This is a genomic window from Leucobacter sp. GX24907 (assembly GCF_053567335.1).
Genome location: NZ_JBSGPD010000004.1, coordinates 91744 through 115315 on the forward strand (window position 1 = coordinate 91744; position 23572 = coordinate 115315).

Annotated in this window: 38 protein-coding genes; 11 read left to right on the forward strand and 27 right to left on the reverse strand. The window is 63.8% G+C overall.

From position 1 onward, the window contains the following. Positions 1-79 precede the first annotated feature (79 nt). From ACUYV6_RS07300 to ACUYV6_RS07310, 3 genes are read right to left on the reverse strand one after another with little or no spacing between them, the layout of a single operon-like run. Positions 80-1675 (reverse strand): phage minor capsid protein, encoded by a 1596-nt coding sequence (locus ACUYV6_RS07300; RefSeq protein WP_449278004.1) that lies wholly within the window; start codon positions 1673-1675, stop codon positions 80-82. 15 nt (positions 1676-1690) lie between these two features. Then, a complete protein-coding gene (locus ACUYV6_RS07305) occupies positions 1691-2011 on the reverse strand; it encodes a hypothetical protein (protein ID WP_449278005.1) in 321 nt (106 codons plus the stop codon). Positions 2012-2014: 3 nt separating this feature from the next. Continuing rightward, the gene (locus ACUYV6_RS07310) at positions 2015-3583 is read right to left on the reverse strand and encodes a hypothetical protein (protein ID WP_449278006.1); all 1569 of its coding nucleotides are present in this window, start codon (positions 3581-3583) and stop codon (positions 2015-2017) included. Between the two features lie 29 nt (positions 3584-3612). Here ACUYV6_RS07310 and ACUYV6_RS07315 point away from each other — a divergent pair, with 29 nt between their 5' ends. Next, entirely contained in the window at positions 3613-4047 is a 435-nt protein-coding gene (locus ACUYV6_RS07315) for a hypothetical protein (RefSeq protein ID WP_449278007.1), read from the forward strand. Here ACUYV6_RS07315 and ACUYV6_RS07320 read toward each other — a convergent pair. The 3 genes from ACUYV6_RS07320 to ACUYV6_RS07330 are packed head-to-tail and all read right to left on the reverse strand — an operon-like array spanning position 4044 to position 6255. Further along, positions 4044-5330 (reverse strand): PBSX family phage terminase large subunit, encoded by a 1287-nt coding sequence (locus ACUYV6_RS07320; protein ID WP_449278008.1) that lies wholly within the window; start codon positions 5328-5330, stop codon positions 4044-4046. The genes ACUYV6_RS07315 and ACUYV6_RS07320 overlap by 4 nt on opposite strands. A gap of 20 nt (positions 5331-5350) precedes the next feature. Further along, complete coding sequence (locus tag ACUYV6_RS07325; protein WP_449278009.1) at positions 5351-5731, reverse strand: hypothetical protein; 381 nt, start codon at positions 5729-5731, stop codon at positions 5351-5353. Further along, positions 5728-6255, reverse strand: coding sequence for a helix-turn-helix domain-containing protein (locus ACUYV6_RS07330; RefSeq protein WP_449278010.1), 528 nt, complete (start codon positions 6253-6255; stop codon positions 5728-5730). The genes ACUYV6_RS07325 and ACUYV6_RS07330 overlap by 4 nt, the downstream gene beginning before the upstream one ends. Positions 6256-6281: 26 nt before the next feature. Between ACUYV6_RS07330 and ACUYV6_RS07335 the strand changes: the two genes are divergently transcribed. Beyond that, positions 6282-6782 (forward strand): hypothetical protein, encoded by a 501-nt coding sequence (locus ACUYV6_RS07335; protein WP_449278011.1) that lies wholly within the window; start codon positions 6282-6284, stop codon positions 6780-6782. Between the two features lie 122 nt (positions 6783-6904). Here the strand turns inward: ACUYV6_RS07335 and ACUYV6_RS07340 are convergent, their stop codons facing one another. Next, positions 6905-7042, reverse strand: a complete 138-nt coding sequence (locus ACUYV6_RS07340; RefSeq protein WP_449278012.1) for a hypothetical protein — start codon at positions 7040-7042, stop codon at positions 6905-6907. Further along, positions 7039-7749: a hypothetical protein gene (locus ACUYV6_RS07345; RefSeq protein ID WP_449278013.1), complete on the reverse strand. Its 711-nt coding sequence runs from the start codon at positions 7747-7749 to the stop codon at positions 7039-7041. Before ACUYV6_RS07345 ends, ACUYV6_RS07340 begins: the two co-directional genes overlap by 4 nt. A gap of 31 nt (positions 7750-7780) precedes the next feature. Between ACUYV6_RS07345 and ACUYV6_RS07350 the strand changes: the two genes are divergently transcribed. After that, positions 7781-8293 (forward strand): hypothetical protein, encoded by a 513-nt coding sequence (locus ACUYV6_RS07350; RefSeq protein ID WP_449278014.1) that lies wholly within the window; start codon positions 7781-7783, stop codon positions 8291-8293. Here ACUYV6_RS07350 and ACUYV6_RS07355 read toward each other — a convergent pair. Both ACUYV6_RS07355 and ACUYV6_RS07360 read right to left on the reverse strand, forming a co-directional pair. Further along, positions 8290-8883, reverse strand: coding sequence for a hypothetical protein (locus tag ACUYV6_RS07355; protein WP_449278015.1), 594 nt, complete (start codon positions 8881-8883; stop codon positions 8290-8292). The two genes, ACUYV6_RS07350 and ACUYV6_RS07355, sit on opposite strands and share 4 nt — an antisense overlap. Continuing rightward, entirely contained in the window at positions 8880-9701 is an 822-nt protein-coding gene (locus ACUYV6_RS07360; RefSeq protein WP_449278016.1) for a DNA-methyltransferase, read from the reverse strand. Before ACUYV6_RS07360 ends, ACUYV6_RS07355 begins: the two co-directional genes overlap by 4 nt. 63 nt (positions 9702-9764) lie before the next feature. Here ACUYV6_RS07360 and ACUYV6_RS07365 point away from each other — a divergent pair, with 63 nt between their 5' ends. Next, positions 9765-10355, forward strand: coding sequence for a hypothetical protein (locus tag ACUYV6_RS07365; RefSeq protein ID WP_449278017.1), 591 nt, complete (start codon positions 9765-9767; stop codon positions 10353-10355). 1 nt (position 10356) lies between these two features. On the opposite strand, the gene ACUYV6_RS07370 is transcribed toward ACUYV6_RS07365, so the two are convergent. The 17 genes from ACUYV6_RS07370 to ACUYV6_RS07450 form a co-directional block, all read right to left on the reverse strand. Beyond that, positions 10357-10821, reverse strand: a complete 465-nt coding sequence (locus tag ACUYV6_RS07370; protein ID WP_449278018.1) for a hypothetical protein — start codon at positions 10819-10821, stop codon at positions 10357-10359. Further along, positions 10818-11063, reverse strand: coding sequence for a hypothetical protein (locus ACUYV6_RS07375; protein WP_449278019.1), 246 nt, complete (start codon positions 11061-11063; stop codon positions 10818-10820). Before ACUYV6_RS07375 ends, ACUYV6_RS07370 begins: the two co-directional genes overlap by 4 nt. Before the next feature lie 12 nt (positions 11064-11075). After that, positions 11076-11612: a single-stranded DNA-binding protein gene (gene ssb, locus ACUYV6_RS07380; RefSeq protein ID WP_449278020.1), complete on the reverse strand. Its 537-nt coding sequence runs from the start codon at positions 11610-11612 to the stop codon at positions 11076-11078. A 3-nt stretch (positions 11613-11615) separates the two neighbouring features. Then, positions 11616-12935 carry a replicative DNA helicase gene (locus ACUYV6_RS07385; protein ID WP_449278021.1) on the reverse strand — a complete coding sequence of 440 codons (1320 nt, stop codon included), beginning with the start codon at positions 12933-12935 and terminating at the stop codon, positions 11616-11618. Beyond that, positions 12932-13276: a hypothetical protein gene (locus ACUYV6_RS07390; RefSeq protein ID WP_449278022.1), complete on the reverse strand. Its 345-nt coding sequence runs from the start codon at positions 13274-13276 to the stop codon at positions 12932-12934. Before ACUYV6_RS07390 ends, ACUYV6_RS07385 begins: the two co-directional genes overlap by 4 nt. After that, on the reverse strand, positions 13260-13991 hold the full coding sequence (locus ACUYV6_RS07395) for a helix-turn-helix domain-containing protein (RefSeq protein ID WP_449278023.1): 732 nt from the start codon (positions 13989-13991) through the stop codon (positions 13260-13262). Before ACUYV6_RS07395 ends, ACUYV6_RS07390 begins: the two co-directional genes overlap by 17 nt. Next, on the reverse strand, positions 13984-14436 hold the full coding sequence (locus tag ACUYV6_RS07400) for a hypothetical protein (RefSeq protein WP_449278024.1): 453 nt from the start codon (positions 14434-14436) through the stop codon (positions 13984-13986). The genes ACUYV6_RS07395 and ACUYV6_RS07400 overlap by 8 nt, the downstream gene beginning before the upstream one ends. Continuing rightward, positions 14436-14615, reverse strand: coding sequence for a hypothetical protein (locus ACUYV6_RS07405; protein WP_449278025.1), 180 nt, complete (start codon positions 14613-14615; stop codon positions 14436-14438). Before ACUYV6_RS07405 ends, ACUYV6_RS07400 begins: the two co-directional genes overlap by 1 nt. Beyond that, positions 14615-15055 (reverse strand): hypothetical protein, encoded by a 441-nt coding sequence (locus ACUYV6_RS07410; RefSeq protein ID WP_449278026.1) that lies wholly within the window; start codon positions 15053-15055, stop codon positions 14615-14617. The genes ACUYV6_RS07405 and ACUYV6_RS07410 overlap by 1 nt, the downstream gene beginning before the upstream one ends. Then, positions 15052-15957, reverse strand: a complete 906-nt coding sequence (locus tag ACUYV6_RS07415; RefSeq protein ID WP_449278027.1) for a RecT family recombinase — start codon at positions 15955-15957, stop codon at positions 15052-15054. Before ACUYV6_RS07415 ends, ACUYV6_RS07410 begins: the two co-directional genes overlap by 4 nt. Further along, positions 15954-16970 carry a YqaJ viral recombinase family protein gene (locus ACUYV6_RS07420; protein WP_449278028.1) on the reverse strand — a complete coding sequence of 339 codons (1017 nt, stop codon included), beginning with the start codon at positions 16968-16970 and terminating at the stop codon, positions 15954-15956. The genes ACUYV6_RS07415 and ACUYV6_RS07420 overlap by 4 nt, the downstream gene beginning before the upstream one ends. Beyond that, positions 16967-17299 (reverse strand): hypothetical protein, encoded by a 333-nt coding sequence (locus ACUYV6_RS07425; protein ID WP_449278029.1) that lies wholly within the window; start codon positions 17297-17299, stop codon positions 16967-16969. The genes ACUYV6_RS07420 and ACUYV6_RS07425 overlap by 4 nt, the downstream gene beginning before the upstream one ends. Continuing rightward, positions 17299-17880, reverse strand: coding sequence for a hypothetical protein (locus ACUYV6_RS07430; protein WP_449278030.1), 582 nt, complete (start codon positions 17878-17880; stop codon positions 17299-17301). Before ACUYV6_RS07430 ends, ACUYV6_RS07425 begins: the two co-directional genes overlap by 1 nt. A 4-nt stretch (positions 17881-17884) precedes the next feature. Further along, positions 17885-18067, reverse strand: coding sequence for a hypothetical protein (locus tag ACUYV6_RS07435; protein ID WP_449278031.1), 183 nt, complete (start codon positions 18065-18067; stop codon positions 17885-17887). A gap of 6 nt (positions 18068-18073) precedes the next feature. Further along, positions 18074-18397 carry a hypothetical protein gene (locus ACUYV6_RS07440; protein ID WP_449278032.1) on the reverse strand — a complete coding sequence of 108 codons (324 nt, stop codon included), beginning with the start codon at positions 18395-18397 and terminating at the stop codon, positions 18074-18076. A gap of 75 nt (positions 18398-18472) precedes the next feature. Next, complete coding sequence (locus ACUYV6_RS07445) at positions 18473-18685, reverse strand: hypothetical protein (RefSeq protein ID WP_449278033.1); 213 nt, start codon at positions 18683-18685, stop codon at positions 18473-18475. Then, positions 18682-18948, reverse strand: coding sequence for a hypothetical protein (locus ACUYV6_RS07450; protein WP_449278034.1), 267 nt, complete (start codon positions 18946-18948; stop codon positions 18682-18684). The genes ACUYV6_RS07445 and ACUYV6_RS07450 overlap by 4 nt, the downstream gene beginning before the upstream one ends. A gap of 87 nt (positions 18949-19035) precedes the next feature. Between ACUYV6_RS07450 and ACUYV6_RS07455 the strand changes: the two genes are divergently transcribed. The 7 genes from ACUYV6_RS07455 (at position 19036) to ACUYV6_RS07485 (ending at position 23509) form a co-directional block, all read left to right on the forward strand. Continuing rightward, positions 19036-19506 (forward strand): hypothetical protein, encoded by a 471-nt coding sequence (locus ACUYV6_RS07455; RefSeq protein ID WP_449278035.1) that lies wholly within the window; start codon positions 19036-19038, stop codon positions 19504-19506. Between the two features lie 8 nt (positions 19507-19514). Beyond that, positions 19515-19892 (forward strand): ImmA/IrrE family metallo-endopeptidase, encoded by a 378-nt coding sequence (locus ACUYV6_RS07460; RefSeq protein WP_449278036.1) that lies wholly within the window; start codon positions 19515-19517, stop codon positions 19890-19892. A 35-nt stretch (positions 19893-19927) separates the two neighbouring features. Next, positions 19928-20584: a hypothetical protein gene (locus tag ACUYV6_RS07465; protein WP_449278037.1), complete on the forward strand. Its 657-nt coding sequence runs from the start codon at positions 19928-19930 to the stop codon at positions 20582-20584. A 135-nt stretch (positions 20585-20719) separates the two neighbouring features. Continuing rightward, on the forward strand, positions 20720-22147 hold the full coding sequence (locus tag ACUYV6_RS07470) for a recombinase family protein (RefSeq protein ID WP_449278038.1): 1428 nt from the start codon (positions 20720-20722) through the stop codon (positions 22145-22147). Continuing rightward, positions 22147-22263 carry a DUF4244 domain-containing protein gene (locus tag ACUYV6_RS07475; RefSeq protein WP_449278039.1) on the forward strand — a complete coding sequence of 39 codons (117 nt, stop codon included), beginning with the start codon at positions 22147-22149 and terminating at the stop codon, positions 22261-22263. The genes ACUYV6_RS07470 and ACUYV6_RS07475 overlap by 1 nt, the downstream gene beginning before the upstream one ends. Before the next feature lie 17 nt (positions 22264-22280). Then, a complete protein-coding gene (locus tag ACUYV6_RS07480; RefSeq protein ID WP_449278040.1) occupies positions 22281-22724 on the forward strand; it encodes a TadE/TadG family type IV pilus assembly protein in 444 nt (147 codons plus the stop codon). After that, complete coding sequence (locus ACUYV6_RS07485; RefSeq protein WP_449278041.1) at positions 22721-23509, forward strand: Rv3654c family TadE-like protein; 789 nt, start codon at positions 22721-22723, stop codon at positions 23507-23509. The genes ACUYV6_RS07480 and ACUYV6_RS07485 overlap by 4 nt, the downstream gene beginning before the upstream one ends. The last annotated feature ends 63 nt before the right edge of the window (positions 23510-23572 follow it).

Sequence of the window (23572 nt, forward strand, 5' to 3'; positions counted from 1 at the left end):
TCGGCGTACACTGGTGGGCGTAGGGCCTCCCCGTGAAAGCGCCGAAATAATGCGCCGCTAGAACTCGCGGGACAGGGCCCTACTTCTTTGCTTGAAGCGGAATCGGGATGAGTTGCCCGCGCGACCAGACCCAAAGCTCTCGGATCTGGTTCTTGGGGTTGCGGGTGTTGTAGTGGCCGAGCTGATTCCGGACAAGCTCTGACAGTTCCTGGTCGCCGAAGTCGAGCATGAACCGTGCCTTGGTAAATCCGTGGTTCTCCCGTGCTCGGCTTACCGCCCGCTGGATGAGCTTCTTGCTCGACGGGTAGGTCGCCTGTTCAGGGCGCTTCACCTCGATCTCTGCGCCTTCATGTGAGAGCCAGCGGAAGTCGTTCGTCGGCTTTCCGGTGAAGCTCTTACGGATGAGACGTATGTCGTTGCCGGCGTCGGTGAAGCGCTCGTAGAACTGGATCTCGTGCTGCTCGAGCTCCCAACCAGGGCCAGTCTGAAACCCGAGTCGGCGTTGCCGCTGCGCCCACGTCTGCTCCTCGCGCGGAATTAGCGGAGGTGTCGGCACGGTGCGGCCACGCGGGTTCGAGTCGCCACCGTCTGCGAATGGCAGCTGTTCGCGGTACTCGCGGCGGATGATGCCCGTCTCGTCGACGTGTTTCCGGAGTGCGGCCTGTGCTTCGCCGATCTCATCGGGGTCGCCATCGCGCTTCGCCTGGCGGACCTCCCGCTCAAGCGCGCGCAGCTTCTCCCGGTCCTCTTGCTTCTGCGGGTCGTGGGTGGTGAGCTTCGACGTGTCGGTGCCGCCTGGCAGCCCGGGGATGAGCACGCATCGGCAGTTCGGGTGGCCCCAGCCGGAGGCGCGCATCTGGTCGAGGGTCCCGTCGACGTGCAGCACGGTCGGTTCGGCGGTGACTGCGTGGGGGACGGTGATGTTCCCGGTCGGACCGCCGTCGGTGATGATCTTGCCCTGCCATGCGCCGCACTTCGAGCATGCGGAGGATCCGATTACAGGCGTGAACGTCGTGATCCCGGCCGCTTCCATGCTCGCGACGCTCTGGTCGCGCCACGCCCGCGCCGCGGCAGTCCTGGTGGCCATCTCGGAGTAGGCGCCGATCGTCCAGCGCCGGCCGGACTTGTCGATGAAGCCGGTGATGCCCTCGGCGATGTACTCGTCGAGGATTCGGCGGTGGAGCGCCTGGCTGGTGGTCATGCCCGCGAGCAGAGAGCCGACGTGCTGGGAAGTCATCGCCTGGTAGGCGTCGACCGGGGCGCGCAGGATCCTCGCGTTGAGGGCTCGGAGACTGTCACGGAGGTCGAGCTCGACGGCTGCGACAGCGTACGCGCCGCCAGCAGTCAGTGCCGAGACGCTAGACGGAGCATAGGCGGGGAAGTCCAGCAGTTGGCGGGCGATCTCCGCTGACGCCCCAGACGCGGCCTCCTCGGTCGCCCACTTCGCGAGCGAGTCCGGATCAACCTGCTTGACGAGGCGTTTGGCCTGCTCACGGAGATGCTGGATCGCACGGTAGCGGGCGAGCACGTCGTCAGGGGTTGCGAGGTGCTGCTCTGCGAGCCGCTCGAGCGTGTCTCGGAGGGCGTCCTCGATGCGGCGGTAGCGTTCGGCGATCGCGTGGCCGACGTCGTCGATCCATGCGGCGGGGGAGTCGCCGGGCCACTGCTCTGCCATGGCGACCCCCTCGCGCTACTCGGCTTCGATGAAGCGCGTCTCCCGGCTGGTGTAGCTCGTCTCGGCGACCATCGGCACCGCGGTGTCGTAGGTCGCTTCGAAGATGTCGGGCTTGCAGGGGTAGAACTCGCCCTGGACGCCTCGGATCACGTAGTCGCCTGGCTGAGCGGTCATCACGCCCTCGAGTGTCGTGATCTCGACGTGATTCGTGTGGAACGCGATTGCTGCGTCGCCGCCGTTGCGGATGATCCACTCCATGACGTCTACGTGATCGCCCTCGACGAACTGCATGGCCTCGATCTCGACGGGCTTCTTCCGGTATCGCTTCGGCTTCATGGGCTACTCCTCTGGGTCGTCGGGCTCGTCGTCGACGCGGCCCTCATTGAACGGGTCGGGCGGCTGCTGTGCGTCCTTCACCTTCTGGATGCGGGCGACCTCCTCGGCCACCCACACGTCGTCAGCGTCGGGGTTCGCACGGCGCACCGCGGTCTCCGTGCTGATCGCGTCCGCGACCTTCAGGAGGCCGATCGTCTCGGCCTCGACCTTCGGGTCGACGCGGGAGATGTCAGGGAACACGACGTTCAGGTCGTACCGTCCGCCGCCCTTGCCCGGGAACAGGATCCCGTCGAGTTCGAGCGCCACCGATCCCATGCGGGAGAGCACCATGCGGTCGTAGAGATTCTTCTTCGTCCGGGTGGTCTCGGTGCGCTGCTCGCGGTGCTTGATCTCCGTCGCGGTCGCCTGCGAACCGGACGAGTCGCCGAGCCCCCACGCGGACGGGGAGAACCCTGCCTTGTGGAGGATCTGCAGCATGATCTTGTTCATCGTGTCGGAGTGCTCCTGCACCCGGATCTGGAACTGCGACGGGGTGAGGTCGAGGCCGTCGGTGACCTTGCCGGGCACCTGCATGCCGACGAACATCTCCTGGAACAGGTCGAACGACGCGCCGGCGCCGGGACCGTTCGAGCGGAGGTACGCCTCCGGGACGATCAGCTTGCCGGCGCCGAGCTTCAGGTCACGCATCCACGACGACCACGCTTCGTCAGCGTTGTCGAACAGGGGCGGAAGCTGGTTGAAGTCGGAACGGCCCGCGTCCTTCAGGGCGCCCTTCTTGCGCCATGCGAGCGCGGGAGCGTTCGGGAGGTAGCCCGCGGTGAGCCGGTCGATGCCGGTCGCGATACGGGACTCCCCGTCGACGAGTTCGGCGTATGGCTCCGTCTCTGCGCGTTCCTGCAGCGGCATCCGCTGTCCCAGGGAGGACGCGGTGCCACGGAACAATGCGTGCTCGATGTAGCCGCGGGCGTGGTGCTCGAGGTGCCGCCAGTAGACGTGTCCGTCGAGCCACTCCGACCAGAGCGTCACCTCGACAAGGCGACCGTTTCGGAAGACCGGGATCTCCGCGTCCGCGGCGGCGTAATCGAGCCAGACATGATCCTCGAGTTCGACGTCCCAGCGGGGCACGATCACGCTTGCGCCGAGGGCGGACTTGATCTCGCCCATGCTGTTGAGCATGGCGTGGTGGGCGTCACCGTTCAGGATGGTGTCGACGCGCTGCTGAGCGAGCTCGGTGGACTTCTCCGCACCCTCGGCGATCGTCGTCTCAGGCGGGTCGGAGTACTGCAGGTCGGAGGCGAGCGTCGCGAGATCCGCAGGGATCGGCACATGCAGGCGCGTCCTGCCCTCGTTCGCCGGTGCCGGGCGTCCCCACATGAAGCGGGAGAGCCCGCCGACGAGGCCTCCACGGTGCGGGACGCCTGCACGGGTGTGCGTGGCGCCGCCGCTGGCCGAGTAGATCGAGGCGAGCGTCTTGGTGTCGCCGGTGAGCCAGGCGTCGTTCTCCGCGTACTGGGCGTAGGCGTCGGTCCAGGCCTTCGGCGGCCAGGGAGAGTTCGCGGCAGGCATCGGCATAGTGGGTACCTCCCGGTATGGTCATGAGCATGAGCGATCTAGGTGAGGGCACGTTCGCGCTTCTCGGAGTGCTGGTGGGCGCTGCTGGTGCCGTCTTTGGGCCATGGTTAGTGGAACGCAGTAAGAGCAAGCGCGAGCGTGAACAGAAGAAGATAGAGCGAGCTGAACGGGAACGCGATTTGCGGGCCAAGCGACTCGCAGAGTTCTCTGTCGAGGTGCTGGAAGCCATGCGCGCTGGTTATGCGATCAACGGGCCGAACGTTGAACTCGCTCGCGTGCATTTCGTTCAGACGTTGAAAGTCGGTGAAGCCGAGGTCGGCCACCTACTGCGTGAACTAGTCAAGAAGCTAGACAACGAATCCGATCCAACAAAGCGTCTGGACCTCCACTCGAATGCCATGGACTGGATTCTTTCCTGGCTGCGGGGCGAAGCAATGCTTGGCGAACTCAAGTTCAACATCTAGGCTGCGAGACCGTAGACCTCGTGCTGCCAGGCCCCGATAGTGGACTGCACGGCGTAGCGGGCCCCGTCCATCGCGTGGTCGTCTCGCTTCACAACGGCGTCTTCGCCTTCCTCGGCGGCCTTCGCATCCCATTCGTACTCGGTGACCTCGGCGAGGAACGTCTCGCACCGGTCGGTGACGAGGAGCTTGCCCTGTGCGAGGAGTGAGCCGAGGGTCTGGATGCCGTCGAGGACGGCGTTGTCGGCTGCCCATGAGGTGACGTTGTCGGAGTGGAGTTGTGACCGCATGGATGCGGCTGAGGGGTCGAGGAACACGAACTCCGGGGCGGGCACGTACACCTGGTCGGTGCCGTGGTCCTTGTGCAGCCATTCGCGGAAGCGCCTGCTGAGTTCTATGTCGGGGATGGTCTCGCCGTGGTGCTCGGCGGAGGAGTAGTGCCACTCGTCGATGAAGACGAGGCGCGGCTTCTCCTCCTTCGTGATGCCAAGCAGGAGTGCCACCGTCGGGTTCGTCGTGCCGTAGTCGATGCCGACCGCGAGAGTGCGCGCGATCGGTGGGAGATCCTTGTGCTTGATGAGGTGCTTCGTCTCGTCCCACATGGGGTAGACGGCGCCCTCGGCGTTGGTCCAGAGGCCTTGGATGAAGCGTTGGTAGAAGACGCCGGCGTAGGAGGCCTTCATCTCCGTCTTGAACTGCTCCGACAAGCTCGGGTTGTCGTCCATCGTGAAGGCGAAGTGGACGAGGTTCTTCTCGCGGGCCTTGAGGATCCAGTTCTTGCGCAGCCAGTGCGACTTCGAACCCGGGTTCGTGGTGGCGAGGAGCCGGGCCCCGTCAACGGAGAGGCGGGTGATGAGCATGTCCCAGAACGCTTCCGGGATGATCGTTGCTTCGTCGACGTACGCGAGGGAGACGGTGAGGCCGCGGATCTTCGTCTCTGAGGAGGCGTCGTTGGCGCCGTAGAGGTGGACGGTGCGGCCGAGGATGGTCGCGGTCTTCGCGCCGGGCGTGTACCGAATGTACTTGGTGAGTGCGCCGAAGATCTCCGGGTTCGTGAGCAGGGAGAAGATGTTGCCGTTGATCGTGTCGAGCGTTCGGCCGACGATGATGATGTTGCCGGTGCGGGGTGCTCGGAGGATCGCGAAGATGAACGCGAACAGGCTGATGAACGTCTTCCCGGAACGCACCGCGCCGGACCAGAGTGCGATCTTCGCCTTCGTGCAGTCGGCGACGGAGAGGAGCTGCGCGCGGGACATGATCGAGGTGAGGCCTGTCAGAGCGTCCAACGCGGCCTCCCTCGATCAGGTCAGTAGGTCTGGCCTCGCTCGTCGATGCGCTGAATCTTCACACCGTGAATCTCGACGGTGCCGCCGGTCTCCTTGATGGTGTCGATGAGGTCCAGGAGCTGCTCTCCGCGAAGGTTCCGCGGGTTGCGTTCAAAGCTGGGGGCCACGTCTGGCCGCATTGCCGCATTGCGGGCTTCGTCGCGCCACCAGTCGCGCTCGCTGCGGGCTTCGTTCAGATCGCCACGGAGCTTCTTGTTCTCGTCGATGAGATCAACCTCTTGAGGAGATGGGCCGTAGCCCAGGATGACGCGTATATGAGTCGCACCAGGTGAGATCATGAACACATGCTCGCGTGGACCAAACGGGGACACATAGACGGGGAACAACTTGAAATCGGTCATGCTTGCTTGTCTCCTTGCGTAGGGGTCTCTGGTGCGCGCAGCACCTCCGCGGCCGCGAGGATGCCTGCCTCGAGTGACTGCACCACCGACTGAGCACCGCTGACGTCGGGATCTTTCTCCACGATCCGGGTGAGCTTGTCGAACGTGATACCGGCCGTCGTGACGGCGTTGCGGATCACCTCGACGGGCGGCTTGTCGAGCGTGTGCTCGTTGTATGTGTTGTCCTTGCCGCCGAAGTTGTAGACGGTGTACTTGCCGTCGAGACTGTCGAGCAGCTGCTCGGCACGATGCGCCATCTTCTCCGCTAACCTGGTGCGCGCCGCCGCGAGGTCGATGCTCTTCGCGGCCGTCGCCTCGGCCGTCTTGCTGCGGTCGAAGCCAACACCTTCTGCCTTTGCCCACCGCGAGATCGTCGACTTCGCGACACCGAGCTCGCGGGCAATCGCAGAGGCCGAGACGCCGTCAGCATGGAGCTTGCGGAACTGTGCGCGTTTCGGATGGGAACGTTCCGCGCTCTGTGCCAAGGCGTTCCTCCTCGGATAATGGGTGGATGGAGTTGTCGGAGTTGAAGAGCACTGCGCCTATTGGTGAGCGTCTGTCCTATGTGGATTCGCTGCTTGAGTTGATGAGCGGGCAGGATGACCGTGTGGTCCGTGCGTTGACTGGCGGTCTCGCGATGTGGATCGGTGCTGTTGATGAGACTCTCGAGGCAGCTAATCCGTTGTTGGGTGCTGCTCGGTATAGGACGCGTCGGGCTCAGGAGAGTGGTGGGCAGACGATTATTGGGCTGCGTCTTGCGCGTAATGAGATTGCGCATGGGACTGCCCTTGTGACTGCCTCAGGGGCGCGTTTCCCGCTTCGTTTTCCGGTGAACTTCGGTCTCAGCTTCATTGCAGCGGATGAACTCGCGGATCATTACCGTGCGCGGCGTGAGAAGGAGCTCCGGGAGCATGATTTGAGGCTCTACCGGGAGCATGTTGCGCAGCGAGGGCCAGGCTCTGTGATGCGTGCGGCGCGAGATTGGTTGCGCTCGGTGACTTCGGGGGAGTAGCCGCGACGCCCACGCTGGGTAAGCGTCGCGGCTTGGAAGGAATGAGTAAGGGCCAGGTGCAACGAGTGGTTCGTTGTCCTGGCCCAGTAACTCAACCATCACATTAGGGGGGTTAACCTTTGTTACAGGAAATCCTCTGCGTAGATCGGCGTGTCGGGCATCATTCCGCGGTTTCTGAGGTCGCGTTCGAGGGTGCCTCGCCAGTAGCTGAGCAGGTGATCGTGGGTGACGATTCGTCGGCCTTGGTTGTCCCATGTCATGCGGAGTCCGCGGCGTCGCCAGTGCTTGATGGTGAATGGTGCTCGTCCGACTCGGGCGGCGGCTTCTCGGTAGGTGTAGGCGTCGCGGTCGTGGAGTATCGGCTTGACGGGAACACCTTCTTGCAGGTGTCGCACTGCATCGCTTCGAGGCCTTCCGTTCCCCATACAGGGAGGATAGTCGGCTGCTGGCAGATCGGGCAGGAGCGGGGCCGGTAGGCCTTGAACTGGGGTTCCGAGCGCGGGTAGCGGGCTCTCATCTTGCGGATGGTTTGCACGAGGTGGGTGGGAGCGTCGCCGAGTGCGCCGTCGGCGGCCATGAGCTCGAGGTCGTGGATGAGGTTGGTGAGCCAGTTCCGGATCTCGGTACTCCACCCGAACGCCTCGTCAGGGCGACAGGATGGGAGGCCCTGGGGTTCGTGTCGTCCTTGCCAGTGTCCGGCGCGCACGGGGCGGGGAGAGGGATATCCGGTGTGCTCTGCGACTTCGCGTGCGAAGAGGACGAGTTCGGCGTAGAGGGCGTCGGCGTCGTCGGCGGCTTGGGTGTTATAGGGGAGGCGGTCCTGCTCGCTTGAACCGGTGACGACGTCGCGGGTGGTGTCCTGTGCGCGGAGGGTGTGCTCGGCGAGCTCGCGCATGTGCAGGAGTTGGAAGGGAGCTTGGTCGAGGTGCCAGCGGAACCACTCGGGCCAGGTGCGATTAATTTCCACAGGTGTATTCCTTTGTCGGTAGAGTCCCGGTATGAGAACTCCTGCTCTTGTGATTCCGGCTGTGCTTGCACTTGCATATGCGCTCACGTCTTGCGCCTCGCAGGCTCAACCTCTGAACCAGGGTCCGGCGACGGATGCTCCTGGGGCTAAAGTCGAGGTCTCCGCGGCATGCAATGAGGCGTTCGACGAGGCGAGCGAGGCGATCAATCACCTCTACGCGAATCACCCGTTCTACGGGCCCGAATATGACGCGCTGTACGCCGATGGCGAGATCACGGAGGAAGAACAGGCCACCCTCGACGCGATGCAGGCTGACGAGAACGCGCAGTTCGAAGCTGCAATTGCTCCCACCTACGAAGCGTGCAATGGCATCGAGGAGTTCTACACCGCTGCTTACGAGCGCCGCGACGACTCCGACTGGTCGCTGAAAGACTCCGAACACATCACGACCGAGGAGAACAAAGCGTACTTCCTCTCCTCGTATTGCCACGGGCGCGAAGCGAAACCGGCTTGCGCCGATTTCGTGGCCGAAGAGTGGAACTAGGCCGTAGCCCATTTGCCCTCACCTCCTACCGGCAGCGGCCCGGGAGTAAAGAGCAGCCGCACCCGCCGGTTCTGCGCGAACACCGGAGGCCAGTCCCGATCTGCCACGCGCTGGAATCCGCCGTCAGTCGACTGCCAATCGTGGCGGGGGCTCTTGAACTGCCAGTCGGGCTCGCCGCCGAACCGCTGCCACACGCGCTGCTCGTAGAACCCGAACACCTCGGGGTCGGTCTCCGTCATGACGACGCTCCCGACCGGCAGATCCTTCACCTCGTCGGGGGTGAGGTACGGGTCGAACGGCTCCCGCGCGGCGGTAGTAACACCTTCGGACGGAACCGTTACTGTCGCTTCGAGCTGGTCGCAGATCAGGCCGAGCATGATCTGCACCGCCTCACCATCCGAGCTGTCCTCGATCTTCCGGGCCGCGAGGGTGCGCGCCTCCGAGATCAGGCCCGGGTTCCCCGTCTTGCTGAGCACGGTCAATGCGGCGTCCGCGAGGGCTTCCTCGAGTAGGCGGCCGCCGAGTGCTCCGTGGTCGTGCTCGTCGATCACCTGGCGGAGCGCGGCGGTCAGGTCAGTCTTCGTCGTCATGAGCTCGTCCTTTCGTGTGCGGCCAGAGCCGCGAAATCGAATGCCTCCGTCGCCGATACCGGCACAAGCTCGGGGATCACCGTCTCTGCGAGACGCCTTGCCGCCGCCTCGCAATGCTTCTCGTCGCGCTCCACCAGCACCGCGCGACGGCCGAGCAACTTCGCAGCCACCCCGGTCGTCGCCCCCCCTGCTGTCGGGTCGAGGATGAGATCGCCCGGGTCGGTGAACTGGGTCACGAGCTGCTGCATGAGACGCAGCGGCTTCTGCGTCGGATGGATGCGCTCCGACTTCGACGCCCGTGCCCGGTTCAGCACGATCGGCACATCCCAGATCGCATGCTGGCCGCCACCGTTCCAGCGCTTCCGGCCCTTCGGATGACAGATCGTGATCGCCTCATGTCCGGTCGCCGGCCGGTCGCCCGAGAACTGTGGGGTAGCACCTCGCTTGATCCATGCCCCGGTGCGCACGTAGTCGAGGTCGGCGTCCTGCAGTTCCTCGGCCCAGAGGTGAGCGCCCTCCGTATCGGAGAACACCAGCACCCAACGCTCCGTCAGCCGCGCAGCCTCCCCGGCGAGGAAGGTGCGGAGCTCGTTGCTCAGGTGTGCGAAGCCGAGGTCGACATTCCTGCGCAGGTCGGCACCGTACCTTCCGCCGCGGGCGTTCGCGGACTGCATGCGCCTCGAGCGGGCGGAGGAGTGCACGTGCTCGGAGTAGGGCGGGTCCGCGATGAAGTGGTCCACCGCCTCCAGCGTCGGCAACACGTCCTCGGCCTCTCCGTGGTAGAGCGTGACCTGATCGTCTTCGTAGTACGGCTCCATCAGAGCACCACCATCACTTGCTCGCCCGGCAAACGCGTCGGGTGTTGAGTAGGCTTCTGACCCATGACCTGCCCAACGAACTCGATAAGCTGCCGTCTGGATGAGATCATCGAGATCATGGGATCGGGCGCCAGCGCGCTCGACATATGGACATTTGTGATTGCAGCGATTGGCACGGCTGCAAGCACAGCCATCGCTCTCGTGGCCACCGTCCTAACCTTTCGCGCATCGAAAGAGTCACGCAGACAAGAGAAATTGATACGCACCGCCGAGGAGCGTCGTCGGAGAGCAGACATCGCACATGACATGGCCATGTGGTTCGCCGATGGGAAAGTGTTTATGATTGCTGACCTCCCGCCGACCGAAGAATTCGCGACATGGGCAGATCGAGGGGATTCACTGCTTTTCCGCGCAAGGTCATTTGAAGAGCCGGGAGCCGCTGCACTAATGCTCGCGGCGAAGGAAGTCCGCGCTCTCGTGTTGAAGAAGGAATCGTTCGACCGACGTCTGGAGGCTGCAATCCATGCAGCAGGGATCTTCAAGCTCTGCGCGGAGCGGTGGGTCGAAGATCCTTCTGCGCTGGGTGAACTCCGGCCAGAAGCATGGGTCCATGACTCCTGGTTCGAAGAAGACGGAAGCGGAGAGGAACAGTAGTTCACGGCGCACTGCCTTCGATCATCAGTCGACCCGGCATCCCGGACTCGATCATCTCCGCCACCTGCCCAGCCGTCTCTTCGTAGACGGTTCGACCAGACGGCAGCACGGTGTGGGCGTAGAACTCTTGATCGAACTCGCTGATGCCCGCCTCGACGGCCTCGAGCTTCGCCTTCACCACGAGCGCGAGCGCGCGCCACCGCTGCCGACACGCCTGCTCGTACATCTGCTCGCGCGCCGAAGCGGTGCGGGCACCGCGCGAGTGGTGCGTGAACTCGCGCTGGTTCGGGTCCGGGAGCGGGATCGTGAAGCGCACCTGCCGGCCTGCCTTCCGGAACGCGACCCGGGCGGCGCCGGGCTCGCTCATGTACGCGAAGTGCGTCGCCCCGTACCGGCCGAGAGTCTTCTCGATTTCGGCGCGCGAGCGGTCGCTCGTCACGTCGGTCTTTGCCGCGTAGGTGCTCACAGCACGACCTCCCCGTCATCGGTGCGGATCACGCCCGCTGTGAGACGCTCCCCGAGGTCGGCCATGTCCTGCCCGTACGCGAGATCGACTCTCTCTGCCGCCTCGATCAGCTCGAGTGCGAGATCGCGCGCCTGCGACGTCGTGTAGGTGGTGCGCTTCCTCTCCTGGCGGAGTTCCACGCGGTAGTCGTCGGTCGCCTGCACCTCGGCGATATCGACGACGATGCTCTCTCTGATAGCCATGATTCGTGTCTCCTAGAAGGGCTGTTCGTCGTCGAAGCTGCCGAAGGACTGCTGCCCCTCGTCCTGCTGGGCCGCGGGAGAACCCCACGCGGGCTGACCCTGCCCGTATCCGCCGCCCTGCGTGTTCCCGTAAGCCGGCTGCTGCCCGTTCCCGGTCTTCGCGTATCCACCGCCAGCGGGGCCGTTGCCGCCTCGTGTGACGGATGCGGTCGCCCACCGCAAGGCGGGGCCGATCTCGTCGACTTCGAGGTCCAGTGAGGTGCGCGGGTTGCCCTGCTTGTCCGTGTAGGCGCGCTGCGACAAGCGACCTTGCACGATGACGCGGGTTCCCTTGGTGAGGGATGCGGCGATGTTGTCGGCGTACTCGCCGTAGGCGCGGCAGTTGAACCAGATGGTCTCCCCGTCTTCCCACTGGTCCGTTTCGCGATTCTTCACGCGCGGTGCGGACGCGACGTTGAACGTCACCCACGACCTACCCGCCTGCGACACTCGCGGTTCGGGATCCGCGCCGAGCGATCCGATGATGGTGATTTGCGGCTCTCCGGCCATGATCTATACCTCTCCCGACTCAATGAGAGCCGTGGTTTCTTGTTCCTTCTGGACGATGCGGGCGAACTGCCCCTCGAAGCGGAGCGTCCGTGAGTCCGCCTCGCCCTGCCGGTTCTTCGCCGTGATGAACTCGACATCGGAGGTCTTGACGACCTTTCCGCTGATCTTTTTCTCGCCGCGGTGCATGAGCACGACGGCATCGGACGCGTTCTCCAACCCCTGCGAACCACGCAGATCCGAGATGATCGGGCGCGGGCTGGGACGGTTCGTGAACGCGCGGTTGAGCTGCTCGAGGATGAGGACGGAGCAGCCGAGCTGCTTCGCGAGCTGCTTGCCCGCGTTCGCCCAATCCTCAAGATCCTGCTGCCGCGATCGTGATGATGCTGGGGAGCGCACCAGCCCCAGGTAGTCGATGACGATCAACCCCAGGTCGCCTTTGCGGTGGAGGGCCTGAGCGAAGCCGGTGATGTCTTCCCACCGGGCCCCTGGTCGGTCGTACACCTCGAGCGGGAGACGATCGACCGCGGCCTCTGCCGCCCGGACGGCATCCCACCCGCTATCAGTGAGTTGATGGTTCTGCAGCGCGGACTGGTGGATGCCCTGCATCATCGACAACAACCGCTTCAGGAGATCCTTCTCGGTCATCTCGAGAGACACGTACCCGACGCGCTTCCCAAGCTCAGCAATATGCAGGGCGAGCTGCAGGCCAAAGATGCTCTTACCCCCACCAGACCGAGCAGCCACCGTGTACAGAGCGCCCGGTCGCACGCCGCCGATCATTGCGTTCAGTGACGGCCACGGGGTCGGCACGAACGGGGCCTGCGAACTCATCTCATCGACGAGCTCACCGAACACCGAACCGATCGGCCGCGACTGCCGGAGTGTCCCGTCCCGCAGCTCTGACAGGATCCCCGCCGCCTGCTCAACAATGTCCCCGGACCCGTCGTCGCCTGCTGCGGCGAGCGCCCGGATCGATTCGGCAGCTTCGGCGAGTTTGCGGCGTTCCCCGAAGCGGCGCACGATCTCCGCGTACTCCATGGCCTGGTAGCCATAGGCGCCGACACCGTACAGTTCGTGCGGATAAGTGGGGTCGAACTCATGCCCTCTCCCTGAGGCGACGAGACGGTCGTTCACAGACACGGGGGAGACGGTGCCTCCCTGGTCAGCGACGAGGCACATCATCGAGAACACAGACACGTTGCGTGGAACGGAGAAGTCCGTCTCTCGGACGATCTGCCGTACCTCCCAGATGCGGGCAGGGTCATCGAAGATCGCACCGAGCAAGAACGACTCGGTTCGCGGATCGTACTGGATCTCGATCACGATGCTCCTTCCTCGAGGATCTGGATGATGTTCGCCGGCATCACCGGGTAGGTGGACGTGCGGTAGTGGTGGGTGATGGCCTGCTCGACGTCGTCAATCGGGAGCCCGTGCAGGGCTTTGAGCCAGGCCTTCGCCTCGTACTCGCCGCGTTGCCGTCCGTCGAGTGCTGCGGCGTGCATGAGCACGGCGTACATCTGCTGCCACGCCTCAAGCACGGGACGCCGATCTGACGGGCTTTCCTCAGGGAGAGTGAGGGGTTGGTCGGCGCGCTCCTGATCGCCAGCTGTTGCCCCCATGGCGGCGCGCTGGGCGCTCGTGAGGTGGTCACTGCTCGATCGCATGAGCCTCACCGCCCTGCAGGTGATTGCGCATGCCGTGCAGCATCCGCTCCACCGCAGTCGCACCCTGTTGGAAGGTCGAGCGCTGGGTGAGTGGACCGTTCTCCCACGCCTCAGCGTTCAGCCATGACGCGGGGTACTTCGTGAACCCTGGATCCCGGTTCGGATCATCTCTGTAAGCCGAAGCAGCATCAACGAGCACCTGATGGGTCGTCTTCTTGAGAGCAGACTTGTAAGCGGTGCGAGCTCGGCCTTTGTCCTTCTTGAGCGGGTAGACCTGCCACCACTCATCGAAGGAATGCGCATTATGCGCATGCGCAGATGCGCAGTTATCTACCTCATCTCTATCTACCTCTATAAGAGGTATGGACTGCTGGTCATTTCCGGTAGATCGGCTCTCGGTTGCCGGTAGATCCGAACTACCGGCAGAATTTGCCGGTAGGCCTGTGGGGTGCAGACGGTACCCATCAGTGGCCCGTCGCGATCCTCCGCTCGTGCGCCTCTCTCTAGAGACCACCCCTAGTGCTTCGAGTTCCTTCAGCATCGTGCGCACGGTTCGCTCACTCAGGCCCGCTTCCTCCGCGATGGTCGCCTGCGAAGGGTAGATCTCTCTCAGGCCGGCCCTCGACGAGAGTGACGCGTAGACCAAGATCGCATTGCGTGGCACGCGCTTCTCGCGGATCATCCATGTCGGCACCGCGGCGAATCCTTCAGCCATTGCTCCCACTCCTTCCTTCAACTGCGAGCCCGTTCGGTGTCTCGCAGTCGATCTCGTTCATCCACTCGTCCCACTGGTCGCCGTAGACGTCGCGCATCATCCGCGCCGCATCCAACGGCGTGATCGGGATAGCCTCCCCACCCGGGGTGAGACGCGCCCACCCGAACCGAGTCGGATAGAACACCGGCACCGCGCCGGGATCCTTCACCCACCGGCGGACCTTCCACCCATACGCGAGAGCCATGATCTGCAGGTCGCGCTCACACCGGTCATTAATCTCCGCAGACAAGGTGAGTGAGTCCTCGAACGTCGGCCGGGTCTTGCTCCCACCCATGCCGACAGATCGGCGGTGCTGGTGGGTGAGCATCACCCGCGCCCCGGTCGCCGCGCACTGGTCGCCGTCGCGCTCCTTGATGTCGGCCCACATCGTCGCTGTAGGTCGCATCAGAATCGCCCCGACTTCCGCACCCGGAACTCATGCACACCCGAGAACACGACCCTCGGGTAAGCGTGCAGCGACTCAAGCACCAACATGCCCGTCTTCTTGTCACGCTCATCTACCCGATAGGGCTTCGTTTCGTCGTCGACTCGGACAATGTCACCGACATGGACCTCCTCCGACATCAGGCCCTCCTCGGATCTGTCGCGAGCTGCATTGACGCGAGCACCAACTTCGACTGCGTCTGCAGACTCGACTTCCTCGCGTCGACGAGATCCGCCATGCCCTTCGCGTACCGGTAGGCGATCTGCGCAGCTTCCGCCTCCGCACGCTCCTGCTCAGTAGCGATGTCGATCGCGGCCTCACGGTCTGCGGCAGTCTTCCCCTCCGCAGCGCCGCGAGCCTTCGCACGAGCACGCAGCAGCAGTTCTGCTGTGTCGGCGCGGAGCTTGTCAGCCTCTTTCACGATCCAGAGCGTCTTCCCCGCCTTGTCGTCCAGGACGCGCAGCTCAAAAGTGATCTGGTCCGGGGTGACGATGGTGCCCGGGGCGGGCGGCTCGAACGCGATCTCTTTCCGCATCTTTGCCACCCACCCCTCGACCTCCGCCGCGGTGTGCCCGTTCACTGGCCAGCCTCCAGCTCGGCCTTCGCCTGACGGAGCACCTGATCGAGCGTCATGTCCTCCGTAGCGGACGCCTGCAGTAGTCCCGCAGCCTTCGCTTCCCCATGCAGAGTGCGAAGCATGTCCACGCCCTGCTCAGGTGACTCGGCGGAGATACACTGACGGATCCGGGCAGCCCACTCAGCAGCATCGAACGCAGGAGCGGTGGGCTCCTCGACTACTTCTGCATCGACGGGCTCCTCCGGCTGTGACGGCCGCGGGGCAGGCGTCGGCTCGGCTGCAGGCGGCAGTGGCTGGCGTGGAGTATTATCTGCTTGCGCCATCTCATCCGACGTGTACAGGCCCGAGTAATCCTGCGGATACGCCTTCCTCAGAGCGAGCGCCTCCGCGACCTTCGACGTCATCAGGGCAGGCATCTTGCCCCACTGACCAGTCGGCCGGTTGTCCTTGAGCGGCACGTACTCGTCGTAACGTGCGACCGCCGTCACCGGAGCTACGAACCCGTCGATGTGCAGAGTGATGCGTGCGGCAGCCGGCGGCTCCTTCTCCAACCACACGTCGCGCCAAACCCCATCGGACCCGCACCAGTGCTCCTCCATACCGCGGAAGGTGCCCTTGCGATCCCGGATCACCCGGAACCCATCGATCGAGGTCTGGATCGTGTACCTCGTAACCCACTGGTTTCCCTGCTTCGAGCGGCGCCCGATCATGTAGATCTGCCGCGCGAACGGATCCAGCCCCGAGCGCTTCGCCTGATGGAAGAACGTCTCGATGTCGCCACGGGGCGCATCGCCGAGGCCCATCTGCATGAGCGCTGCCTGCTGCGCCTCGTTGAAGAACGTCTGTTCTGCGGCCAGGACGAGGTTGGTCCCCGCCGATTCGCGCTCTGCTACTGCCGTGCTCACTGCTTCGTTCCTTTCCCGGCGGTGATCGTTGCCCGCGCCGCCTTACCCTTCTTCACGGTTTGCACCGTCTTCGTGTGTTGATTGGCGAGCTCGTCGAACTCAGCCTGCAGCTTCGCCGCACGCTTGATCGCCCGCTGCAGTGACGCCCACTCCTTCGGATGCGCAGCCTCAGCGGCCTCGAGGTCGACTACTTCCTCTTCGATCTCCTCGTCCGGGGTGCCCGGGCTGATGGTGACCCTTGCGAGCAAGGACTCCTGTGAGATCCCCCGCGCGATCGCCGCCCGATACGAGGCCTCCTTGAGCGCCTTGCCCTCCTTCTCCGCAGCCAGTCCACGGAGGTAGTTCACGGCGTTCGCGTCCTGCTCCTCGTCGATGACGGGAGCCTCGTCGTAGTCCATCGCGGCGAGCACGGCGTCGGCGGCCTCGATGAGCTGCGCAATCATCTCCTCGTCACGGGGGAACCACTCACGGGTGCGCTTGCCAGGCCGGAAGTCGCCGGGCTGGCCGAGACGAACCTCACCGTTCAGCCAGCACCCGATCGCACCCGTGACGTAGCAGAGCCACATCATCTGCCACTCGTACCCCGACGCGGCGAGCGCCGCCGACCCCTTCGGCTTCGGCGACCCCCAAGTCTTGATCTCGTCGAGCACGAGATTCCCGTCGAAGTCGACCGAGAGGCCATCGGGTGAGGCAAGATACCGACTGTTGCTCGCAGCGTGGAATACTCGCGACTCCGGCACGACACCGAACCCGGCGAGATCCGCCACGATGACAGGCTCGCGCTCCTTGCCCCACTCCGTGTAGACATTGCCCTGGAACGGATCGCCCTCGCGCTTCATGCGGGCGAGATCCTGCACCGCGACATCACGGTTGCTCGCGGTCATGATCTTCGCGAGCTCGGTTGCAGTGACACCCTGACGGCGCTCGGCAAGCCAGGTCTCGCGATCCTGATCCGATGCGCCAGCGCGAGCATAAAGGTCGGAGAGTGCGGGCTCGATGAAAGTGGTGCTCACTCCGAATCACCGGCCTCGACCGCTGTGAGCGTGGGCTGCTCGGGAGGGAACTCGTCGAACTCGAGTGCCTGGTTGCCCGTCCGCTTCACGTAGGCGTCGGAGAGGAGCCTCCGCGCCGACTGTGCAGCGTCACCCGAGAGCGGCTCGACCTGCTTCATGCGCACGGTTGCGGTTCGCATGCCGTCGTTCAGATCCTCGACGAGAGTGTGGCCGCTGATCACGACCACAGCGAGCACGTCGTCGTGCTGCGCGCTCTTGAAGTGCTCCTCGTAAGCCTGCAGGCCGTCGAGTTCTTCGTCGGGGCGCTTGCTCGTGTACTTGAGTACCATCAGTTCATTCCTTCGGTCGTACTGTCGGGCCACCGGACGGCGGCCACGGATTCCACCCGCTGGCGCGTGGTGGGGTCGATGGGGGAGCCAAGATGTCGGGCTCCCATGCGGGCGAGCGCGAACGCGTCCGCGATGTTGTCGTTGTTGAGTCCGAGGTGGGGAAATTCGGCTTTGGATGCGGCGACGATCTCTCGCTTACTTGGACCCTTGCGCGGGTCTTTCACGGGACGGTGGCCGGCGGCGTACTTGGCGCGAGTACGCGGGTAGGCCTGCGCGATCACGTGCCCGCGGGAGTGGAGGTAAGCAACGGCGCGCCACCACAGCCCCGCCCGCTCATGCGCCTTACCGTGCTTGGACCCGTGTGACGGTGCCTCGACGACGACGAGGGCTCGATCGGCAGGTACTCGAGACGCGATGCCTTGAAGTGCGGTACCCAGTCGGTCGAGCACCGCTGCTAGGTCGTCGCCGGCGGGAGCGGTTTCGACGAGTCCGAGGGCGACGTGACCGTTATCGAGACTGATCGTCGCGACTCCGGTGCAGGTGAGGCTGAGGTCGAGACCTACTGCGTAGAGAGGTTTCATGACGTCACGGCCTTCCAGAGCGCTCGGAGTCGTGCAACCCACCCACCACGACCACCAGAGCGACGCCCATGACGACCGCCGCCACCACCGGCAACCAGCTCTCTGGCACCAGCCCGCCCATCACCGCGATAAGCAACATGCCGGTGAGCAGGCACAGGCCCCGCCACACGATCCCTGTCCAATCCATGACGGCTCACCGCTCGTCCCGCTTCTGCTCGACGTGCTGAATACGCCGCTCTTCCCCACAGTTCGGGCAACCACAAGGCCCATCGAGGCCCAGCGTCCGAATGATCGCCTGCCCGAGCTCCGATTCCGGATCGACTTCCTGCATTTCGACACGGGGTCGCATGCGGTTGATGCGTGAGATCTCGTTCGTGATCGCGTCGTTCGCGAGCTCCACCATCTCGGTGAGCTTCCGGTCATGGTGGCGGCGACGAACCTCGCCTCGAATCGTGAGGCCGACACTGACGGATGCGCCGGCTAGCAGCGCCCACGCGGCGATAGTGATGGGGTCCATGATGTGATTCCTTCCGGGAATTGGGTATGCAGTAGCCAGCCCTCAACAGGGGAGGCAAAGAAATGGGACTTCGAGTTAGGCGCTGCGCTTCATGCGCGCTGCCGCTTCTGCGTGCTTCGCCCGGATGCGGGCCTCGAGTTCTTCCACTGGGGGTGTAACGCGGGGAATGTAGGCGCCAAGGGCGGCCTCGTGAGGGTCCATGGACATGGTTCGCATGATGCCTACCGCCAGCACACGGCCTGCGGCTTGTAATGCTTCAGTCTCGGTGGGGCGACGACCGACACTCATGACGCCGCCGCCTTGCGCTGCTCGGCCGACTTGGGAATCAGATCGGGGACTGAGAGGAAGCTCTCGACACCGAGCCCGAACACCTCAGCGATCTGGACAACCTCACCGAACTTGAACAGGATCCGATTGTTCATGCGGTGTCCAATCCAGAACTGGTCCTTGCCGAGCTGCTCCGCAAGCCACTTGCGGGTCTTGTTGCGGGCGGCGAGGAGGATGTCGATCGCCTGCACTACGCCGTCCTGGCTACTGTCATTGTTTGGCATAAATGAAGCTTGGCATAGGTGAAACTCATCCCGCAAGCGGATTTTCACACTTGACATGCAAGATGCGCATATGCCAAGCTTTCGCCCATGAGCAAATACCCCGAGTTGAGTGATTTCTCGCTCGCCTTCGCAGATGCCTACCGCGGGTTCATGAAGGAGTACCGGATTACAGGCCAGGCTCTAACTGCGAAGCTCGGGCGCGCACTTGGATATGTGTCAGAGCGGATCAACGGCAAACGTGCACTTGATACTGAGGATGTTGATGCTCTCGCCCTTCTTGCAGGGGATGGGTGGACTGGGCGCAAGCTGATGATTGAACTTGCACGCCGCGCCAAGAAGTCGATAGATGAGAACGAGCTTCTTGAGGACTCAGATGTCGGGGGTCAGGGTAAGGATGCTGCCGTGACGCAGCTCGACGGTTACCGCGAGAACCGCGGCCTGACCATCGAGTACGACCCAGCCAACGAGGATCTCGTTAGAGAGTCCCTCGCCGATCGCCACGCTGCTCTGCGTGGTGAAGACCCTCAGCCCGAACAGGAAGCCCCCGACACCCCATAGGAGAACCGATGCGCCAGAAGCTGCTCAATGAAGCGCGGCGGCGAGGCGTAGCCGTGATCTACGGCACGCTCCCAGCCCCCTACCGATCTCTCTATAGGTCGGCCAAGAACCTGATCATTATCGGAAGAGGGCTCACTGAGGCGCAGGAGGTCGAAGCTCTCGCACACGAGCTTGGACATGCTCACTATGGACACGACTGCACTACCGACCGTTCTGAAGCGCAGGCCTGGCGATGGGCAGCGCGCTTCGTGATCAACCACGCGGCCTACGCGCGGGCCGAATACCTGCACCACCACCCAGCAGCGATAGCGCACGCTCTCGGCATCACCCCCAAACTCGTGCTCGCATGGCAGCAGCACTACGGACGCTTCCCCGCAGCAGCATGAACAGGACAGATCCCACAACCGAACAGGATGACAACATGAACCACAGCGATGTAACCGAGGCAGTCCCCGACGATCCAGTTACTCAAGTAAGTCAAGAATCACGGTCAGGCGATGAGAGCGGAATGAAGGAAGCCTGGGCAAAAGCGATGGCGTCGTTGCCGTTGAAGAGCAAACTCTTCCTTGGTGGTGCAGCATTGGTTCTTCTCGGAATTGGCTTCGGAGCAGGATTCGCTGCGAGCATCCCCGGTTCTACAGCGATGGAGAAGGAGCTTCGTTCGCAGTGGGGAACCACGTTTGAAGAGCGCAATGAGTGGCGCGCTGAAGCGCTCGCGCTCCGAAAGGACGCGGGAGCAGCCGAGGCACAGCAGGCCGAGTTCGACGAGCGTGCCGAAGAACTCGATGAGCTAGAGAAGAGTCTCGAAGACCGGGAGAAGGAGGTCGATTCTGCCGAAAAGAAGAAGGCTTCGAATGAGATGACGTCTGGTTTCCATACGGTCGGTAAGACAGTCCAACCTGGCGTCTACGACACCACCGTCAGCTCAGGCATGTGCTATTACGCCTGGAAGGAAGGCACCGGTGCGGCCGCGGGAATCATCGACAACAACATCGTCGAGTCAGGGCCGGCGACAGTCACACTCGTAGAGGGGCAGTTCTTCGAGAATGAGGGCTGTGGTACCTGGACCAAGCAATAGGTGCACTAAACAAAAGAAGCCCCCGCAGCGCGTTCCGCCGGCAAGCAAGAACCGCGCCACGAGGGCTCAAATACCGGACCACCAGAAAGGTGAACCGATGGACAATAATGTAGCTCAGACCGCAAGCACAGCCAGATGAACACACACCTCAGAGCTGTACCCGCAGTCGCACCACGCGCGGTTCTCTATCTGCGACAGTCGGTCGCGCGTGATGACTCGATCAGCATCGAACTCCAGGAGATTGCCGGACGCGACTACTGTGCCGCCCACGGATACGAAGTCGTTGCTATCGAGGTCGATGAAGGGATCTCGGGTCGCACGTGGGTGAAGCGCCCCGCAGTGCAGCGCGTCATGGAAATGATCGAACAACGTGCCGCAGACGTGATCGTGCTGTGGAAGTGGTCGCGTCTCTCCCGAAACCGACGAGACTGGGCTGTCGCTGCAGACCGGGTGGATGTCGCTGGTGGCCGCATCGAATCAGCTACGGAACCGATCGACACCGGCACCGCTTCTGGCAGATTCGCTCGAGGAGTGATGACCGAATACGCAGCGTTCCAGTCGGAACAGATCGGAGAGCAGTGGGCGGAGGTTCGAGCAAGACGGTTCTCCCTCGGACTACCCCCAACAGGCTCCGTCCCCTGGGGATGGGTGAGTAAGAAAACCCACATTGAACCCCACCCCGACCGGGCACCGCACGTGGTCCAGATGTACCGAATGTACCTCGACGAGGGACGCGGCTTCACCTACATTTCTGCGCACCTGAACCGCGTCGGAGCCAACACAATCAACGGACGCGACTGGATCCCAGCGACCGTCAGAAAGCTCCTCGATTCACCAATCCATGCCGGCTACGTGGAGTACCACGGAGAGGTGAAGTCAGGAGCTCACGATGGAATCATCTCGGAAGGGGACTGGGCCCGCTACCAGCGCATGCGCCGGGACCGGCACGTGCCCATGAAGCCCCGCGTCTCGAAGCATCTCCTGTCATCGATGGTGGTGTGCCATTGCGGCCGGAAGCGGTACGGCAACACTGCCGTATCCCGGCATGATCCGGAGACGTTCTACAGCTCGTACGTGTGCCCTTCCACGGTCCCGCACCCGCCTCAAGCGAAGACGATCGCGACATGGCGGGTCGATGACGCTGTGGTGCGAGCAGCGAAAAGCAAGAACGTGCGAGCGGACCTCACAGCGTCCGAAACCCCTCGTACTGACCTGGAGGCTATAGCCAGGGAGATTGTCGCCGCAGAGCGCCGCCTCGTGACGCTCACAGGGCACCTCGTGTCCGGCCTCGTCCCAGAAGCCGCGTACAGGGCCACCCGAGACAAACTCGAGGCAGAGCTCACGCGCCTACAAGCGGACCTGGGCCTCGCTGAACGTGACCACGCGATCGACCCTTCCCACTATTTGACCGGGCTGGAGAGAATCGCTGAAGAATGGGACACGCTCCAAGTTGAAGAGAAGCAGGCGCTACTCCGGACAGTGATTGATTCCGTCACGATCTATCCCGAGCGTCGCGGAGTCATTCAATGGGCTTGGGGAAGGCGTGTAGATATAGACCTGTGATGGTGATCATGGCGGCGGTCGCCTTCGCCGGGCTGCTCGTTGCCATCATGCGCTCAAGCGAGATTCGTGCAATGCTCGTCGATCTCGTCGAGAACGCTCTCGGTGCTGCCGGTTAGGGCAATGGGTTCGGACGATGGGATCGGCTGAGAGGGGTTCCGCCGGGAATGAGGGCCAGGAAGCGGCCTCCGAGGACAAGGACCTCAGAGTCCGGCAGGCTTGCGTCGCGGCGCTGAAACGCGAGGAGCGTGGAACGGTCACCGCGGAGTTCGCCATTGCTTTGCCGGCCGTGCTGGTGGTGCTCGGACTCGTGCTGGGCGGCATCATGATCTCCGCTCAGCGCGTGACCCTGGCTTCGGCCGCCGCTGACGTCGCGAGGCTCGAGGCACGGGACGATCAGGCAGCTGCTGAAGCGCGTCGCGCTCAGCTGCCGCGTGGGACTGAGGAGCGAACCTGGCTTCGTGGCCCCCTACTGTGTGTCGAACTCACCGCCAGCCCCGTTCGCGGCCTCCTGTCGAGCATCGCGTCGTCGGCTACGGCATGTGCGGCGCATAGTGGCGTCGATAGGGCTGGACAATGAGTGTTCCCGTCACAGTCGGCTGCATTGCCTGCGTGCTCGTCATCGGTGTCCCGGTACTGGCCGGCGCGGGCCAGCTCGAGGCCCGCCACCGTGCCGCAGGCGCTGCCGACGCCGCAGCGCTCGCCGCGGCGGATGCTGTCGCCGGCTGGATCAACGCCGAACCCTGCGCCATTGCCGGCGAGGTCGCTGCCTCGATGGACGTCGAAGTGGTCTCTTGCGAGCCGGAGAACGGCAAGCGGGCCCGTGTGGTCGTGCGGGTTGATTCCGCATTCGGCAGCGTCGAGGCTCGGGCGCACGCCGGAGTCGCAGATGTCTCCGATGGTCAAGTGGCGGCCGTCGCTGCGAACGGCTGGGCCTGGCCATCGGGCGTGCGAGGCGTCACGCAGGGGCACCACGACGGACAGTCGATCGACCTTGCCGTCTCGGCGGACGGCGCGCTCTATGCGCCGTACGATGGTGTGGTCGTGGCAGCGGGTCCCCTCGGCGGAGGGATGCCGCCAGCATGTCTCGTGAATCCGACCTGGTGGCGTGGTGTGAACCATGGGGTGGTGATCCGACACGAATACCGAGGTCTCACCCTGTACAGCTCGCATAACCACATCGCTCCCGGGTCTCCGGAGCAGCAGGGCATCGCCGTCGGCGCTCGAGTTCGCGCAGGAGAACGCGTGGCGACTGCGGGCATGAGCGGATGCACCTCGGGGCTGCACACCCACTTCACGCTGTCAACCGCACGAACGAACGCGTTCTCGAACGTCGATCCATACCTATACATCGGGCGGCCATGAGCAGATGCGTACGCGCCGACCCGCTTCCGGAACGTGAGCTCGGCACCCCTCCAGCACTGCGCA

Coding starts and splice junctions, on each gene's coding strand:
- ACUYV6_RS07300 (WP_449278004.1), bottom strand. CDS start 1,675: ATGGCAGAGCAGTGGCCCGGCGACTCCCCCGCCGCATGGATCGACGAC.
- ACUYV6_RS07305 (WP_449278005.1), bottom strand. CDS start 2,011: ATGAAGCCGAAGCGATACCGGAAGAAGCCCGTCGAGATCGAGGCCATG.
- ACUYV6_RS07310 (WP_449278006.1), bottom strand. CDS start 3,583: ATGCCGATGCCTGCCGCGAACTCTCCCTGGCCGCCGAAGGCCTGGACC.
- ACUYV6_RS07315 (WP_449278007.1), top strand. CDS start 3,613: ATGAGCGATCTAGGTGAGGGCACGTTCGCGCTTCTCGGAGTGCTGGTG.
- ACUYV6_RS07325 (WP_449278009.1), bottom strand. CDS start 5,731: ATGACCGATTTCAAGTTGTTCCCCGTCTATGTGTCCCCGTTTGGTCCA.
- ACUYV6_RS07335 (WP_449278011.1), top strand. CDS start 6,282: ATGGAGTTGTCGGAGTTGAAGAGCACTGCGCCTATTGGTGAGCGTCTG.
- ACUYV6_RS07340 (WP_449278012.1), bottom strand. CDS start 7,042: ATGACATGGGACAACCAAGGCCGACGAATCGTCACCCACGATCACCTG.
- ACUYV6_RS07350 (WP_449278014.1), top strand. CDS start 7,781: ATGAGAACTCCTGCTCTTGTGATTCCGGCTGTGCTTGCACTTGCATAT.
- ACUYV6_RS07355 (WP_449278015.1), bottom strand. CDS start 8,883: ATGACGACGAAGACTGACCTGACCGCCGCGCTCCGCCAGGTGATCGAC.
- ACUYV6_RS07360 (WP_449278016.1), bottom strand. CDS start 9,701: ATGGAGCCGTACTACGAAGACGATCAGGTCACGCTCTACCACGGAGAG.
- ACUYV6_RS07365 (WP_449278017.1), top strand. CDS start 9,765: ATGACCTGCCCAACGAACTCGATAAGCTGCCGTCTGGATGAGATCATC.
- ACUYV6_RS07375 (WP_449278019.1), bottom strand. CDS start 11,063: ATGGCTATCAGAGAGAGCATCGTCGTCGATATCGCCGAGGTGCAGGCG.
- ssb (WP_449278020.1), bottom strand. CDS start 11,612: ATGGCCGGAGAGCCGCAAATCACCATCATCGGATCGCTCGGCGCGGAT.
- ACUYV6_RS07390 (WP_449278022.1), bottom strand. CDS start 13,276: ATGCGATCGAGCAGTGACCACCTCACGAGCGCCCAGCGCGCCGCCATG.
- ACUYV6_RS07395 (WP_449278023.1), bottom strand. CDS start 13,991: ATGGCTGAAGGATTCGCCGCGGTGCCGACATGGATGATCCGCGAGAAG.
- ACUYV6_RS07400 (WP_449278024.1), bottom strand. CDS start 14,436: ATGCGACCTACAGCGACGATGTGGGCCGACATCAAGGAGCGCGACGGC.
- ACUYV6_RS07405 (WP_449278025.1), bottom strand. CDS start 14,615: ATGTCGGAGGAGGTCCATGTCGGTGACATTGTCCGAGTCGACGACGAA.
- ACUYV6_RS07425 (WP_449278029.1), bottom strand. CDS start 17,299: ATGGTACTCAAGTACACGAGCAAGCGCCCCGACGAAGAACTCGACGGC.
- ACUYV6_RS07430 (WP_449278030.1), bottom strand. CDS start 17,880: ATGAAACCTCTCTACGCAGTAGGTCTCGACCTCAGCCTCACCTGCACC.
- ACUYV6_RS07435 (WP_449278031.1), bottom strand. CDS start 18,067: ATGGATTGGACAGGGATCGTGTGGCGGGGCCTGTGCCTGCTCACCGGC.
- ACUYV6_RS07440 (WP_449278032.1), bottom strand. CDS start 18,397: ATGGACCCCATCACTATCGCCGCGTGGGCGCTGCTAGCCGGCGCATCC.
- ACUYV6_RS07445 (WP_449278033.1), bottom strand. CDS start 18,685: ATGAGTGTCGGTCGTCGCCCCACCGAGACTGAAGCATTACAAGCCGCA.
- ACUYV6_RS07450 (WP_449278034.1), bottom strand. CDS start 18,948: ATGCCAAACAATGACAGTAGCCAGGACGGCGTAGTGCAGGCGATCGAC.
- ACUYV6_RS07455 (WP_449278035.1), top strand. CDS start 19,036: ATGAGCAAATACCCCGAGTTGAGTGATTTCTCGCTCGCCTTCGCAGAT.
- ACUYV6_RS07460 (WP_449278036.1), top strand. CDS start 19,515: ATGCGCCAGAAGCTGCTCAATGAAGCGCGGCGGCGAGGCGTAGCCGTG.
- ACUYV6_RS07465 (WP_449278037.1), top strand. CDS start 19,928: ATGAACCACAGCGATGTAACCGAGGCAGTCCCCGACGATCCAGTTACT.
- ACUYV6_RS07470 (WP_449278038.1), top strand. CDS start 20,720: ATGAACACACACCTCAGAGCTGTACCCGCAGTCGCACCACGCGCGGTT.
- ACUYV6_RS07475 (WP_449278039.1), top strand. CDS start 22,147: ATGGTGATCATGGCGGCGGTCGCCTTCGCCGGGCTGCTCGTTGCCATC.
- ACUYV6_RS07480 (WP_449278040.1), top strand. CDS start 22,281: ATGGGATCGGCTGAGAGGGGTTCCGCCGGGAATGAGGGCCAGGAAGCG.
- ACUYV6_RS07485 (WP_449278041.1), top strand. CDS start 22,721: ATGAGTGTTCCCGTCACAGTCGGCTGCATTGCCTGCGTGCTCGTCATC.